At 57.9% G+C, this 14,318-nt stretch carries 11 protein-coding genes; 1 reads left to right on the top strand and 10 read right to left on the bottom strand.

From position 1 onward, the window contains the following. Positions 1-18: 18 nt before the first annotated feature. The 10 genes from DET50_RS11140 to sdhC form a co-directional block, all read right to left on the bottom strand. The gene (locus DET50_RS11140; protein ID WP_113862924.1) at positions 19-1,233 is read right to left on the bottom strand and encodes a tryptophan--tRNA ligase; all 1,215 of its coding nucleotides are present in this window, start codon (positions 1,231-1,233) and stop codon (positions 19-21) included. 158 nt (positions 1,234-1,391) lie between these two features. After that, positions 1,392-2,264 carry a succinate--CoA ligase subunit alpha gene (gene sucD, locus DET50_RS11135; protein WP_092002410.1) on the bottom strand — a complete coding sequence of 291 codons (873 nt, stop codon included), beginning with the start codon at positions 2,262-2,264 and terminating at the stop codon, positions 1,392-1,394. Next, positions 2,264-3,430 (bottom strand): ADP-forming succinate--CoA ligase subunit beta, encoded by a 1,167-nt coding sequence (gene sucC / locus DET50_RS11130; RefSeq protein ID WP_113862923.1) that lies wholly within the window; start codon positions 3,428-3,430, stop codon positions 2,264-2,266. Before sucC ends, sucD begins: the two co-directional genes overlap by 1 nt. Positions 3,431-3,466: 36 nt before the next feature. After that, entirely contained in the window at positions 3,467-4,909 is a 1,443-nt protein-coding gene (gene lpdA / locus DET50_RS11125) for a dihydrolipoyl dehydrogenase (protein ID WP_113862922.1), read from the bottom strand. 35 nt (positions 4,910-4,944) lie between these two features. After that, on the bottom strand, positions 4,945-6,171 hold the full coding sequence (gene odhB / locus DET50_RS11120; protein ID WP_113862921.1) for a 2-oxoglutarate dehydrogenase complex dihydrolipoyllysine-residue succinyltransferase: 1,227 nt from the start codon (positions 6,169-6,171) through the stop codon (positions 4,945-4,947). A 25-nt stretch (positions 6,172-6,196) separates the two neighbouring features. Beyond that, entirely contained in the window at positions 6,197-9,034 is a 2,838-nt protein-coding gene (locus tag DET50_RS11115; RefSeq protein ID WP_113862920.1) for a 2-oxoglutarate dehydrogenase E1 component, read from the bottom strand. Between the two features lie 307 nt (positions 9,035-9,341). Further along, on the bottom strand, positions 9,342-10,046 hold the full coding sequence (locus tag DET50_RS11110) for a succinate dehydrogenase iron-sulfur subunit (RefSeq protein ID WP_113862919.1): 705 nt from the start codon (positions 10,044-10,046) through the stop codon (positions 9,342-9,344). Positions 10,047-10,062: 16 nt separating this feature from the next. Continuing rightward, on the bottom strand, positions 10,063-11,835 hold the full coding sequence (gene sdhA / locus DET50_RS11105; RefSeq protein ID WP_113862918.1) for a succinate dehydrogenase flavoprotein subunit: 1,773 nt from the start codon (positions 11,833-11,835) through the stop codon (positions 10,063-10,065). Between the two features lie 3 nt (positions 11,836-11,838). Beyond that, on the bottom strand, positions 11,839-12,180 hold the full coding sequence (sdhD, locus tag DET50_RS11100) for a succinate dehydrogenase, hydrophobic membrane anchor protein (protein ID WP_092003117.1): 342 nt from the start codon (positions 12,178-12,180) through the stop codon (positions 11,839-11,841). Beyond that, positions 12,177-12,554 carry a succinate dehydrogenase, cytochrome b556 subunit gene (sdhC, locus tag DET50_RS11095; protein WP_113862917.1) on the bottom strand — a complete coding sequence of 126 codons (378 nt, stop codon included), beginning with the start codon at positions 12,552-12,554 and terminating at the stop codon, positions 12,177-12,179. Before sdhC ends, sdhD begins: the two co-directional genes overlap by 4 nt. Before the next feature lie 480 nt (positions 12,555-13,034). Here sdhC and gltA point away from each other — a divergent pair, with 480 nt between their 5' ends. Continuing rightward, positions 13,035-14,309 (top strand): citrate synthase, encoded by a 1,275-nt coding sequence (gene gltA, locus DET50_RS11085; protein WP_092002435.1) that lies wholly within the window; start codon positions 13,035-13,037, stop codon positions 14,307-14,309. Positions 14,310-14,318: the final 9 nt, after the last annotated feature.

Genomic DNA, 14,318 nt, shown 5'->3' with positions numbered 1-14,318 from the left:
CCGGTCAGCAGCCGATCGTTAGCGGTAATGCAGCCCCATGGCTGCCCGCACTTCCTCCAGCGTATCACGGGCCGCATCCCGGGCATGCTCCCGACCTTCCTGCAGGATGGAATGCACCAGGTCCGGGTTGTTCTCGTATTCCCGGGCCCGTTCGTGCAGCGGGCGCTGCTCTTCGACAATGGCATCGATCAGCGGTTTCTTGCAGTCGAGGCAGCCGATACCGGCACTGCGGCATCCGGTCTGCACCCACTCCTGGGTGTCGGCATCGGAGTAGATCTTGTGCAGTGCCCAGACCGGACACTTTTCCGGCTCACCCGGATCGGTGCGGCGTACCCGCTGGGGATCGGTCTGCATGGTGCGGATCTTGTCAGCGACCGCATCCGGCTCCTCACGCAGGCCGATGTAGTTGTTGTAGGACTTGGACATCTTCTGACCGTCCAGTCCCGGCATCTTGGATTCCGGGGTCAGCAACGGCTGGGGCTCCGGCAGGATAACCTTGCCGCCGCCTTCGATGTAACCGTACAGACGCTCACGGTCACCCAGGGAGATATTCTGTTGCTCTTTCAGCAGTGCCCGGGCAGTTTCCAGGGCCTCGAGATCGCCCTCTTCCTGGTAACGTTTCTTCAGGTTCCGGTAAAGCTTGGCGTTCTTTTTGCCCATCTTGACGATGGCGCCTTCCGCCTGCTCCTCGAAGCCCGGCTCCCGCCCGTAGATATGATTGAAACGGCGAGCAATTTCACGGGTGATCTCCACGTGGGAGACCTGGTCGGCGCCCACCGGCACCTTGCCGGCCCGGTATATAAGGATATCGGCGCTTTGCAGCAACGGGTAACCGAGGAAGCCATAGGTGGCCAGGTCCTTCTCCCGCAGTTTCTCCTGCTGGTCCTTGAAGGTGGGAATACGCTCGAGCCAGCCCAGGGGCGTGATCATGGACAGCAGCAGGTGCAGTTCCGCGTGCTCTGGCACCTGGGACTGGATGAACATGGTGGAAGACCCCGGGTTCACACCGGCGGCCAGCCAGTCGATCACCATGTCCCACACGCTTTGCTCGATACCCGAGGGATCGTCGTACTGGGTAGTCAGGGCATGCCAATCGGCGATGAAGAAGAAGCACTCATACTCGTGCTGGAGTTTGACCCAGTTTTTCAGCACACCGTGGTAGTGACCAAGGTGAAGCTTTCCGGTCGGACGCATGCCCGACAAAACCCGCTGCTGGGAATCTACAGAACTCAAAGCACGAACTCCTTCTGTTGCGAATAGTGCGCCCCGGCAAAAGAGGCTGACCGGGCATTATAGTCTGATAGCCCCTCGCCGTTAAGGACACAGGCCAAAAAACAAAAAACCCCCGGACACCATGATGTGCCGAGGGTTTTTCCTTCAGGAGGAAAGGCTTACCAGCCAGTCACTTCCTTCAGGGCCTTGCCGATTTCGGCCAGGCTGCGCACGGTTTTCACACCGGCGTCGTTCAGAGCAGCAAACTTCTCGTCTGCAGTACCCTTACCACCGGAGATGATCGCACCGGCGTGACCCATACGCTTGCCCGGAGGCGCAGTCACACCCGCGATGTAGGAAACAACCGGCTTGGTTACGTTCTCTTTGATGAACGCAGCGGCTTCTTCCTCGGCAGTACCGCCGATCTCACCGATCATGACGATGGCCTCGGTCTCCGGATCTTCCTGCAGCAGCTTCAGGATATCGATGAAATTGGAACCCGGAATCGGGTCGCCACCGATGCCCACACAGGTGGACTGGCCGTAACCGAAGTCGGTGGTCTGCTTGACCGCTTCGTAAGTGAGGGTACCAGAGCGGGATACGATGCCGACCTTACCCTTCTTGTGGATGTGGCCCGGCATGATGCCGATCTTGCACTCGTCCGGAGTGATCACGCCCGGGCAGTTCGGACCGATCATGCGAACGCCTTTACGATCAACGTATTCTTTGGCGTACAGCATGTCGATGGTCGGGATGCCTTCGGTGATACAGACGATCAGCTGGATGCCGGCGTCTGCCGCTTCGATGATGGCGTCCTTACAGAACGGAGCCGGCACGTAGATCACGGTGGCTTCCGCACCGGTCGCTTCAACAGCGTCACGAACGGTGTTGAATACCGGCAGGCCCAGATGCTCGGTGCCGCCCTTACCGGGGCTTACACCGCCAACCATCTTGGTGCCATAGGCAATGGCCTGCTCGGAGTGGAAGGTACCCTGGGAGCCGGTAAAGCCCTGGCAGATTACCTTGGTGTCTTTATTGATCAGGATGCTCATTACTTACCCCCTGCGGCTTTAACGACTTGCTCTGCAGCATCCGCCAGGCTGGTGGCGGCAATGATGTTCAGGCCACTCTCGGCCAGTACCTTGGTGCCCAGCTCGGCGTTATTACCTTCAAGGCGAACAACCACAGGAACTTTTACACCGACTTCCTTAACAGCGCCGATGATGCCCTCTGCGATCATGTCGCAGCGAACGATACCACCGAAGATGTTAACCAGAACGGCCTGAACCGCGTCGTCAGACAGGATGATCTTGAACGCTTCGGAAACGCGCTCTTTGGTCGCGCCGCCGCCAACGTCCAGGAAGTTGGCAGGCTGGCCGCCGGACAGCTTGATGATGTCCATGGTGCCCATGGCCAGACCGGCACCGTTAACCATACAGCCGATGTTGCCTTCCAGCGCCACGTAGTTCAGTTCCCACTTGGCCGCTTCCGCTTCACGGGAATCTTCCTGGGAAGGATCATGCATCTCGTGGATCTTCTTCTGGCGGTACAGCGCGTTGCCGTCCACACCAACCTTGGCGTCCAGGCAGTGCAGGTCACCGGCCGGCGTGATAACCAGCGGGTTGATCTCTACCAGTGCCAGGTCCGCTGCTTCGAACAGCTTGGCCAGACCCAGGAAGATCTTGGTGAACTGACCGATCTGCTTGCCTTCCAGACCCAGTTTGAACGCCAGCTCACGGCCCTGGTACGGCTGAGCGCCGACCAGCGGGTCGATTTCGGCCTTCAGGATCTTTTCCGGAGTCTCTTCGGCAACCTTCTCGATCTCGACACCACCTTCGGTAGATGCCATGAAGACGATACGACGGGTGCCACGGTCAACCACGGCGCCCAGGTACAGTTCTTCCTCGATGTCGGTCAGGGATTCAACCAGGATCTTGCTGACCGGCTGACCGTTCTCGTCGGTCTGGTAGGTAACCAGGTTCTGGCCCAGCCACTTCTCGGCAAACTCACGGATTTCTTCTTTGCTCTTGACCAGCTTTACACCGCCGGCCTTACCACGGCCACCCGCGTGAACCTGGGCCTTGACTACCCAGCCGTCACCGCCGATTTCGTCTGCCGCTGCTACGGCTTCCTTGGGAGTATCGCAGGCAATACCCTTGGATACGGGCAGGCCGTACTCAGCAAACAGCTGCTTGCCCTGATATTCATGCAAATTCATAGTAAATGTCCCGAATTAAAGAATTCCTGGTTTGCGTTACTTCTTCTTGCGACGGTTCGCGATATGGATCGCGCCGCCGGCAACAGCCAGAGCCGCCTCATGCACAGACTCGGACAGAGTCGGGTGCGCGAAACAGGTCAGGGCCAGATCTTCCGCGCTGGAACCAAACTCCATCGCAATCACACCCTGGGCCACGATTTCGGAGGCCTGGGGGCCTACCACGTGGAAACCGAGGATGCGGTCAGTCTTGGCATCAGCAATGATCTTGACCAGACCACTGGCTGCATTGGCTGCCATGGCGCGACCGTTGGCAGCGAACGGGAAGGTACCGACGTTGTACTCTTCACCCTCAGCCTTCAGCTGCTCTTCGGTCTTGCCTACCCAGGCCACTTCCGGCGCGGTGTAAATCACGTTCGGAATGCAGTCGTAATTGACCTGCGGCTTGTGCCCGGCAATGCGCTCGGCAACCATCACGCCCTCTTCAGACGCCTTGTGGGCCAGCATCGGACCGCGAACCACGTCACCGATTGCCCATACACCCGGTGCTTCGGTCTTGCAGTTATCATCCACGAAGATGAAACCGCGCTCGTCCATCTGGACACCGGCGTCTTCGGCCAGCAGGTTGTCGGTGTAAGGACGACGGCCAACCGCAACGATCAGCTTGTCGAACTTGGCTTCCTGCTTGCCCTTGGAGTCTTCATAGGTAACGTTGATCAGCTTGCGCTTGACTTCCGCGCCGGTCATCCGCGCACCCATGACAATGTCCAGGCCCTGCTTCTTGAACTGCTTCAGGGCGTCTTTCGCTACCTGCTGGTCAACCGCCGGCAGGAAGGTGTCCTGGGCTTCCAGAACAGTGACTTCGGAACCCAGGCGGGCCCAGACACTGCCCAGCTCGAGGCCGATGACACCGGCACCGATGACACCCAGGCGCTTGGGCACTTCGCTGAACTCCAGCGCGCCCTCGGAATCGACGATGTACTCACCGTCGAACGGAGCCGGCGGAATCTCGATCGGCTTGGAACCGGTAGCGATGATTACGTTGTCGGCTTCGTAAGTCTTGGTCTTGCCGTCCTTGTCGGTCACTTCCACCTTACGACCGGCCAGCAGCTTGCCGTGGCCGTGGATGGAGGTTACACCGTTGGACTTGAACAGACCGGCAATACCGCCGGTCAGCTGCTGCACGATGCCGGACTTGCGTTCCATCATCTTGGCGATGTCCATGGAGACTTCTTTCGCCATGATGCCCTGCATCTCGTAGTCGTGGCTGGCTTCCTCGTACTTGTGGGAAATCTCCAGCAGCGCCTTGGACGGAATACAGCCCACGTTCAGACAGGTACCACCCAGTACCTGGCTTTTACCGTCTTTGGACGTCCAGGACTCGACACAAGCGGTTTTCAGGCCGAGCTGAGCGGCTTTGATGGCTGCCACATAACCGCCGGGGCCGGCACCGATGACAATGACGTCGTACTTATCAGACATAATTTATCCCGTTCTCTGATTCGTTAAGTGTCAGTTCACACGTCCAGCAGAATACGTGCCGGGTCTTCAAGCATTTCCTTGATGGCGACGAGGAACTGCACTGCTTCCTTACCATCGATCATGCGGTGATCGTATGACAGCGCCAGGTACATCATCGGCAGGATTTCAACCTGGCCGTTGACCGCCATCGGGCGTTCCTGGATCTTGTGCATGCCCAGAATCGCGGTCTGCGGCGGGTTCAGGATCGGCGTGGAGATCAGCGAGCCGAAGATACCGCCGTTGGTGATAGTGAAGGTACCACCGGTCATTTCCTCGATACCCAGCTTGCCTTCTTTGGCCTTGGTGCCGTACTCGACAATCTTCTTCTCGATGTCGGCCAGACCCATGGCGTCGGAATCGCGCAGAACCGGGACCACCAGACCACGATCGGTGGAAACGGCTACACCGATATCCTGGTAGCCATGATAAACCATATCGTTGCCGTCGATGGATGCGTTAACCGCCGGGAAACGCTTCAGGGCTTCGGTTGCCGCCTTGGTGAAGAAGGACATGAAGCCCAGCTTGATACCGTGACGCTTCACAAAGCTGTCCTGATACTGCTTGCGCAGCTCCATGATCGGCTTCATGTTCACTTCGTTGAAGGTGGTCAGCATGGCCGCAGTCTGCTGTGCCTCGACCAGACGCTTGGCGATGCTGGCGCGCAGACGGGTCATCGGAACCCGCTTCTCGGGGCGCTCGCCCTGAGCCACATTGACTTCCGGCATACCGGCCGCTGCGGCCGGCTTTGCGGCGCCACCGGGGGCCTTGCTGCCGTCGATGTGAGCCTGAACGTCTTCCTTGGTGACACGGCCATCTTTGCCGGTGCCCTTGACGGCGTTCGGATCGACATCGTTTTCCTCGGCCAGCTTGCGGGCGGCCGGGCTCAGGATAGCTTCTCCGGAAGCGGCTTCTGACTTGGCTTCTTCCTTCGGAGCTTCCTCTTTGGCTTCCGGCTTGCTTTCGGCAGGCTTGGACTCACCCGCTGCGCCTTCCTTGAACTTGCCAATCACTTCACCGCTTTCAACGGTGTCGCCTTCACCCTTGACGATTTCCTCGATCACACCGTCAGCCGGTGCAACCACTTCGAGGACAACCTTGTCGGTTTCGATATCGACGATCAGCTCGTCGCGGGAACAGGCTTCGCCCGGCTGCTTGTGCCAGGTCGCGACGGTACCCTCTGCGACCGACTCCGGGAAAACGGGGGCTTTAATCTCAGTTGACATTACAAATCCTTAGTTCGGTAGCTCGTCAGATTTCAAACGCGTCGTTGACCAGTTTCTTCTGCTCTTCGATGTGAACAGACATATGTCCACAGGCAGGAGCAGCCGAGGCATCACGACCGGCATACTGAAGGTACAGCTTGGGGTTCAGGCGCTGCAGTGCATTACGCATATGATGCTGGCTGCAGTACCAGGCTCCCTGGTTCATCGGCTCTTCCTGGCACCAGACCACGTGCTTGAGCTTGGGGTACTGGCTCAGCAGCTCGTCCAGGTCATCCCCCGGGAACGGGTACAGCTGCTCGATCCGGACGATAGCAACGTCGTCGCGCTCGTCAGCCTTCTTCTTCTCCAGAAGATCAAAGTAGACCTTGCCGCTGCACATGATCAGGCGGGTGACCTTCTTCGGATCGGAAGGTTCCTTTTCGGGCAGCACTGTCTGGAAGGTGCCTGAAGTCAGGTCGTCCAGACCGGAGGTCGCTTCCTTGTGGCGCAGCAGACTCTTCGGAGTGATGGCCACCAGCGGCTTGCGCAGCGGGCGCTTCACCTGACGGCGCAGCATGTGGAAGACCTGGGACGGCGTGGTCGGCACACACACCTGGATGTTGTGCTCCGCACACAGCTGCAGGAAGCGTTCCAGGCGAGCGGAACTGTGCTCCGGACCCTGCCCTTCGTAACCGTGCGGCAACAGCAGCGTCAGACCACACAGGCGGCCCCACTTGTGCTCGCCGCTGGTCAGGAACTGGTCAATCACCACCTGGGCACCGTTGGCGAAGTCACCAAACTGGGCTTCCCAGACAATGAGTGCGTTCGGGGTGGTGGTGGAGTAACCGTACTCGAACGCCATGACCGCTTCTTCGGACAGCAGCGAGTCGTAGATCTCGAACTGCGGCTGGTCGTCGGAAAGCTTCTGGAGGGAAATGTGGGTCGAGCCGTCTTTCTGGTTGTGCAAAACCGCATGACGGTGGGAGAAAGTACCCCGGCCCACGTCCTGACCGGTCAGACGGATCGGGTGGCCTTCGTTCAGCAGCGTGGCGTAGGCCATCATCTCGCCGTAGCCCCAGTTCAAGGCCAGGGCACCGGCCGTCATCTTCTCGCGATCGTTGACGATCTTGGAAACCTGACGCTGGACACTGAAACCTTCTGGCAGGGAGGTCAGCTGCTTGCCCAGCTTCTGGATCGTCTTCAGGTTGACGCTGGTCTTGCACTTGGCAGTCCACTCGTGCCCCAGGTACGGCGTCCAGTCAACGTACAGTTCGGTGTTGGGCTCCTTGACCAGAGACTTCACCACGTGCTCGCCATTGTCCAGGGCGTCACGGTATTCGGTCTCCATCTGTTTGGCTTCGTCTTCGGAGATGACACCAGCTTCAACCAGCTGATCCGCATACAGCGCACGGGTGGTTTTCAGCTTACGAATCTTTTCGTACATCAGCGGCTGGGTTGCCGCTGGCTCATCGGCCTCGTTGTGGCCGCGACGACGGTAACAAACCAGATCGATGACCACGTCGCCCTTGAATTCGTTGCGGTAATCCATGGCCATCTGGGTGGCGAACATGACCGCTTCAGGATCGTCCGCGTTCACGTGCAGGATCGGCGCCTGGACCATCTTGGCCACGTCGGTACAGTATTCGGTGGAGCGGGCGTCTTCCTGCTTGCTGGTAGTGAAGCCGACCTGGTTGTTGATCACGATGTGGATGGTACCGCCAACGCCGTAGCCCCGGGTCTGGGACATCTGGAAGGTTTCCATCACCACGCCCTGGCCGGCAAAGGCGGCATCACCGTGCATGACGATGGGCACAACCTGAGTGCCATCGGTATCGCCACGGCGGGTCTGGCGTGCACGCACCGAACCTTCAACCACCGGAGACACGATTTCCAGGTGAGACGGGTTGAACGCCATCGCCAGGTGAATTTCGCCACCGGGAGTCATGACGTTGGAAGAGAAGCCCTGGTGATACTTGACGTCCCCGGAGCCGGAGTCCGCCAGTTTCTTGCCCTCAAACTCGTCGAAGAGTTCTTTCGGGTTTTTGCCGAGTGTGTTCACCAGAACGTTCAAACGGCCACGGTGGGCCATGCCGAGAACGATTTCTTTTGCACCATAGGAGCCTGCACGCTGGATCAGTTCATCCAGGCAGGGAATCAGGCTCTCACCGCCTTCCAGGCCGAAACGCTTGACGCCGGGGTAACGGGAACCCAGATACTTCTCGAGCCCTTCTGCCGCGGTCAGGCGCTCGAGAATGTGTTTACGAGTGGTTGCTTCATATTCCGGCCGTGAGCGGACCGGCTCCATACGCTGTTGGAACCAACGCTTCACGCGGGTATCGACGACGTGCATGTACTCAGCGCCGATACTCTCGCAATAGGTCTTGCGCAGCCCGTCAACGATATCCGAGAGCTTCATGGTCTCGGAGCCGAAATTCAGGGAACCGGTCTGGAATTCGAGATCGAGGTCGGATTCACCAAGTTCATGGAACCGGGGATCCAGGTCTTCCACCTGGGGACGCTGCCATACGCCGAGGGGATCGAGCTTCGCTTCCTGGTGACCACGGAAACGGAAAGCGTTGATCATCTGGAGCACACGGATCTGCTTCTTGTCCGCATCAGATGTGGCACTGGCGGGAACGCCGCTGGTGGCCAGAAAACGCTGGTTGCGGGAGATATGCTCGAACTGTTCGCGGATGGAAGAGTGGACGATATCGCGGCCGTGGTAGCCGTCAACGCTGGGAAGCTTGTCAAAGTAGCTTCGCCACTCTTCGGGAACGGCGTTGGGGTCTGTCAGGTAGGTTTCGAAAAGCTGTTCAACGTAGGCAAGATTGCCACCCTGCAGGTGGGAAGTCTGCCACAACTGCTCCATTATGCTTTCGTGCATCTTGAATAGCTCACCTTGGGCTGGTGCGGGGAGCCGGTATGGTCGGTCAGGGGTAAAACTCAGTCAATACGGGTATCTACGGCATGACTTTGACCACCACACGCGACACGGATGTTTTCCATTCCCCAGTGGTTTTTATACTCGGCAAAGCCGCGAAAACCTTTTAAGTTATCGTCACGGCATGCGTAGTGTGCACCCGACTAAGACTTTTGACCATAAGCCTTTGGTTGAAGGCCCCGCGTATAGCGAGGCCTTCGGGGTGCTAACCTGGTCAGAACAGTATAGCGTCTGTGTCGGAACCTGCTGATCAGGTCGCCCTTTGCAGCAGGAGGTTCCGGATGTGGCCGATAGCCCTTGTGGGGTTCAGGCCTTTCGGGCAGACGCTGACACAGTTCATGATACCCCGGCAGCGGAAAACACTGAACGGATCATCCAGATTTGCCAGTCGATCCGCCTGGGCGGTATCACGGCTGTCCGCCAGGAACCGGTACGCCTGCAGCAGGCCGGCCGGGCCGATGAACTTGTCCGGGTTCCACCAGAAGGACGGACAGGAAGTGGAACAGCAGGCACAGAGAATACACTCGTACAGGCCGTCCAGCTTCTCCCGGTCTTCCGGAGACTGCAGACGCTCGATCGCGGGCGCCGGCTTGTCGTTGATGAGGTACGGCATGACCTTTTCGTACTGCTTGTAGAACAGGCTCATGTCGACCACCAGGTCACGAATGACCGGCAGACCCGGCAGCGGGCGCAGCACCAGCTTGTCATTCTTCACCACCTGGGAAACAGGCGTGATACAGGCCAGGCCGTTCTTGCCGTTCATGTTCATGCCGTCGGAGCCGCACACACCCTCGCGGCAGGAACGACGGTAGGACATGGTTTCATCTTTTTCCTTCACCAGATTCAGCACGTCAAGAACCATCAGGTCCTTACCGGCGGGAATCTCTACCTCAACGTCCTGCATGTAGGGGGCGTTGTCAGTCTCGGGATTGTAACGGTACAGGCTTACCAACATTCTCTACATCCTCCCCTTAGTAAGTCCGGATCTTCGGCTCGAACATCGGCACGGTCTTCGGCGCAAAGTTTACGTCACGCTTGCCAACCCGCTTGTCCAGAGGGAAGTACATGGAGTGCTTCAGCCAGTTCTCGTCGTCACGCTCGGTGAAATCGTTCCTGGCGTGGGCGCCACGACTTTCCTTACGCTCGAACGCGGAAATGGCTGTCGCCAGAGCAACCTCATAAAGATTGTCCAACTCAAGCGCCTCTATGCGAGCGGTATTGAAGGCATCACTGGTATCAGCAAGCCTGGTGTTACGAACACGCTCGCCAATAGCCTCCAGCTTCTTCAAGCCCTCTTCCATGCTCTTGCCATCACGGAATACACCGAAATACAGCTGCATGCAGTTCTGAAGATCCTTGCGAACCTCTGCAACGCTCTCACCCTCGGAAGCGCTGTTCAGACGATCCAGACGAGCCATGGCACGCTTGATATCTTCTTCGCTGGCGCCGTCAACTTCGAAGCCGCCGCGCAGTTGCTCTTCAATGTGCAGACCAGCCGCACGACCGAACACAACCAGATCCAGCAGAGAGTTACCACCCAGGCGGTTGGCGCCGTGCACGGACACACAGGCAGCCTCACCACAGGCGAACAAACCGGGGATCGGCTTGTCGTTGCCGTTTTCGTCCTGGGTCAGAGCCTGGCCACCAACGTTGGTCGGAATACCACCCATCATGTAGTGACAGGTCGGAACGACCGGAATCGGCTCTTTCACCGGATCCACGTGCGCAAAGGTGCGGGACAGCTCACAGATGCCCGGCAGGCGCAGGTTCAGGGTCTCTTCACCCAGATGATCCAGTTTCAGCAGTACGTGGTCCTTGTCGGGACCACAGCCGCGACCTTCCAGGATTTCCAGAACCATGGAGCGGGCCACAACATCACGGCCGGCCAGGTCCTTCGCATTCGGAGCATAGCGCTCCATGAAACGCTCACCTTCGGAGTTGATCAGGTAACCACCCTCACCCCGGCAACCTTCGGTCACCAGCGTACCGGCACCGTGGATACCGGTCGGGTGGAACTGCCACATCTCCATATCCTGCATCGGGAAGCCGGCACGCAGGGCCATGCCGATACCGTCACCGGTGTTGATCATGGCGTTGGTGGTGGAGGCGTAGATACGGCCGGCACCACCGGTGGCCAGAACCGTGGCCTTGGACTTGATGTAGCAGACTTCACCAGTCTCGATCTCGATGGCAACAACACCAACGACTTCATTCTTGGCGTTCTTGACCAGATCGACGGCGTACCACTCATTAAGGAAGGTAGTACCACCTTTCAGGTTGGCCTGGTAAAGGGTGTGCAGCAGAGCATGACCGGTACGGTCGGCAGCGGCACAGGTACGGGCCGCCTGACCACCTTTACCATAGTCCTTGGACTGACCACCGAACGGGCGCTGGTAAATACGGCCCTGCTCGGTCCGGGAGAACGGCAGACCCATGTGCTCCAGCTCGAAAACCGCCTGGGGGCCTACGGAACACATGTACTCGATAGCGTCCTGGTCACCGATATAATCGGAGCCCTTGACGGTGTCGTACATGTGCCAGCGCCAGTCATCATTGGGATCGGCACTTGCGATCGCACAGGTGATGCCGCCCTGGGCGGACACGGTGTGAGACCGGGTCGGAAATACTTTCGTGATACACGCGGTATTGATACCGGATTCGGTAAGCTGCAGGGCGGCTCGCATACCGGCACCGCCACCACCGATAACAATCGCGTCAAAAGACATGGTCTTGATGTTAGCCATCTATTAAAGCCCCCAAAGAATCTGAATGCCCCACACCACATACACGAAAATAACGAGTACGCAGACAGTCTGGAACAGAAAACGCTGCATCGCGGATTTGATGTAGTCGGTGGACACGGTCCACAGACCAACCCACGCATGCCCGGCAATGGACAGCAGAGCGAGCAGTGTAAATATCTTGAACCATCCCTGACCGAACAGAGCGGACCAGGACTGATAATCAACATCAGTGGTCACAAAAAAGCCAAGGAGGAACAGTGTATAAAGGGCTAATACGTAAGCCGTGACCCGCTGGATGATCCAGTCCTGGATCCCGTTACGACCAATATTCGTTGCGCTGTTCATGCCCATACCCAGACTCCTGCCAGAACGATGAGAATGACGGAAACCACGATCGTAGCTTTCGCAGCGAGGCGACCGCTCTCAAGATCTTCACCGATGCCCATATCCATGAACAGGTGCTTGATACCTGCAACCAGGTGGTAAAGCAGAGCAGACAAAATGCCCCAGGTAATCAGCTTGGCAAGGAAGCTGTCCAGCAGTTCACTTACCCGACTGAACCCCTCTTCCCCGGACAGGGAAAGCTGAAGCCCATAAAGCAGGAACGCAACACCAACAAAAATGATGATGCCGCTGACACGGTGCAATATGGACGTAATGGCTGGCAGTGGAAAATGAAACTTGCCGAGATCGAGATTTACTGGTCGTTTGCTATTCACAGCGCTCTCACACTCTCTCTTGGTTCCGCGGAGCCGGCGAACCGACGTCGTGCGGATGGTTGGTATGTAAGGTTCGGCTGATCGGTACGAAGCCGATAACCGATTGGTTCAGGAGGGCGGATGCCATCCAGATAGCTTGCTATGCTGCAGCTTGCGTGAAAGTGCATCCCCGATTCCGGGCTACGGATTATAAGGAGTGACCCTTACAATTACAAACGCGCAGCCTTCTCCCCAGCCTGTATTTACGGGGGTTAAGACGTCTATAAGGATTATTGACAAATCCATTTCTGCATTGCATCAGGCATTGTTCGGGATTTCCCTGATTTACATCAATGGGGAATTCGACCTTTTTACGGCACCCTCCATTGACAAAAAAAGCTGACGCCCTATATTTTGCCGCCAGTTTTGCGATAATACGCGCCTTCTAGCGCATCGACACATGCAGATAAAGCTTCCAAAGCTGATAAATAGGAGAGCACCATGACCGACAGGAAAGCCACGCTCTCGGTGGGGGACAAGTCCATTGAGCTACCGATTTATTCCGGCACCGTCGGCCCTGACGTTATCGACGTACGAGGCCTGGTCCAGGAAGGCGTTTTCACCTACGACCCGGGATTTGTTTCCACAGCGGCCTGCGAATCAGCCATCACCTACATTGACGGAGCCAACGGCGTGCTCCTGCACCGCGGCTACCCTATTGACCAGCTTGCCGAGCATTCAGACTACCTTGAAGTCTGCTACCTGCTCCTGAATGGCGAACTGCCTTCCGAGGAAGAGAATAAGCGCTTCCACGACACTATCAAGAATCACACCATGCTGCACGACCAGATGCGCAACTTCTTCAACGGCTTCCGCCGTGACGCGCATCCGATGGCCATCATGTGCGGCGTTGTGGGCGCACTGTCCGCGTTCTACCACGACCAGATGGACGTGACCGACGAGACCCAGCGCCAGATCACCGCGCACCGCCTGATCGCCAAGATGCCGACCATCGCTGCCTGGTGTTACAAGTACAGCCTGGGCCAGCCGTTCATGTACCCGCGGAACGACCTGTCCTACTCCGAGAACTTCCTGCAGATGATGTTTGGCGTTCCCTGTGAGGAATACAAGCCGAACCCGGTTCTGGCCAAGGCCATGGACAAGATCTTCATCCTGCACGCGGACCATGAGCAGAACGCCTCTACCTCTACTGTACGTTTGGCCGGCTCCACCGGCGCCAACCCGTACGCCTGTATTGCTTCCGGCATTGCAGCCCTGTGGGGTCCGGCTCACGGTGGTGCCAACGAGGCGGTACTGGACATGCTGGCCGAGATCGGCGATGAAGCCAACATCGAGAAATTCATCGAGAAGGCCAAGGACAAGGACGACCCGTTCCGCCTGATGGGCTTCGGTCACCGCGTCTATAAGAACTTCGACCCGCGCGCCAAGGTGATGGCACAGACTGCCCACGAAGTTCTGACCGAGCTTGGCCTGGAGAACGATCCTCTGCTGAAGATTGCCCAGCGTCTGGAAAAGATCGCCCTGGAAGACGAATACTTCGTGGAGCGCAAGCTGTACCCGAACGTCGACTTCTACTCCGGCATCATACTGAAGGCGATCGGCATTCCGACCTCCATGTTTACCGTCATCTTCGCGATGGCCCGCACCATCGGCTGGTTCTCCCACTGGAACGAAATGGTCAGCGGCAACTACCGCATCGGCCGTCCGCGCCAGCTGTACACCGGCTCCGAAAAGCGCGATTATCCGAAGAAGTAAGTCTTCCAG

This window comes from Marinobacter pelagius, from assembly GCF_003315345.1.
GTDB lineage: Bacteria > Pseudomonadota > Gammaproteobacteria > Pseudomonadales > Oleiphilaceae > Marinobacter > Marinobacter pelagius_A.
The sequence above is the reverse complement of the archived record's forward strand: the minus strand, read 5'-3'. Positions and strand labels throughout refer to the sequence as shown.

Excerpts from the sequence above, each read along its gene's own strand:
- sucD (WP_092002410.1), bottom strand. The coding sequence starts at position 2,264 with ATGAGCATCCTGATCAATAAAGACACCAAGGTAATCTGCCAGGGCTTT.
- sucC (WP_113862923.1), bottom strand. The coding sequence starts at position 3,430 with ATGAATTTGCATGAATATCAGGGCAAGCAGCTGTTTGCTGAGTACGGC.
- lpdA (WP_113862922.1), bottom strand. The coding sequence starts at position 4,909 with ATGTCTGATAAGTACGACGTCATTGTCATCGGTGCCGGCCCCGGCGGT.
- odhB (WP_113862921.1), bottom strand. The coding sequence starts at position 6,171 with ATGTCAACTGAGATTAAAGCCCCCGTTTTCCCGGAGTCGGTCGCAGAG.
- DET50_RS11115 (WP_113862920.1), bottom strand. The coding sequence starts at position 9,034 with ATGCACGAAAGCATAATGGAGCAGTTGTGGCAGACTTCCCACCTGCAG.
- DET50_RS11110 (WP_113862919.1), bottom strand. The coding sequence starts at position 10,046 with ATGTTGGTAAGCCTGTACCGTTACAATCCCGAGACTGACAACGCCCCC.
- sdhA (WP_113862918.1), bottom strand. The coding sequence starts at position 11,835 with ATGGCTAACATCAAGACCATGTCTTTTGACGCGATTGTTATCGGTGGT.
- sdhD (WP_092003117.1), bottom strand. The coding sequence starts at position 12,180 with ATGAACAGCGCAACGAATATTGGTCGTAACGGGATCCAGGACTGGATC.
- gltA (WP_092002435.1), top strand. The coding sequence starts at position 13,035 with ATGACCGACAGGAAAGCCACGCTCTCGGTGGGGGACAAGTCCATTGAG.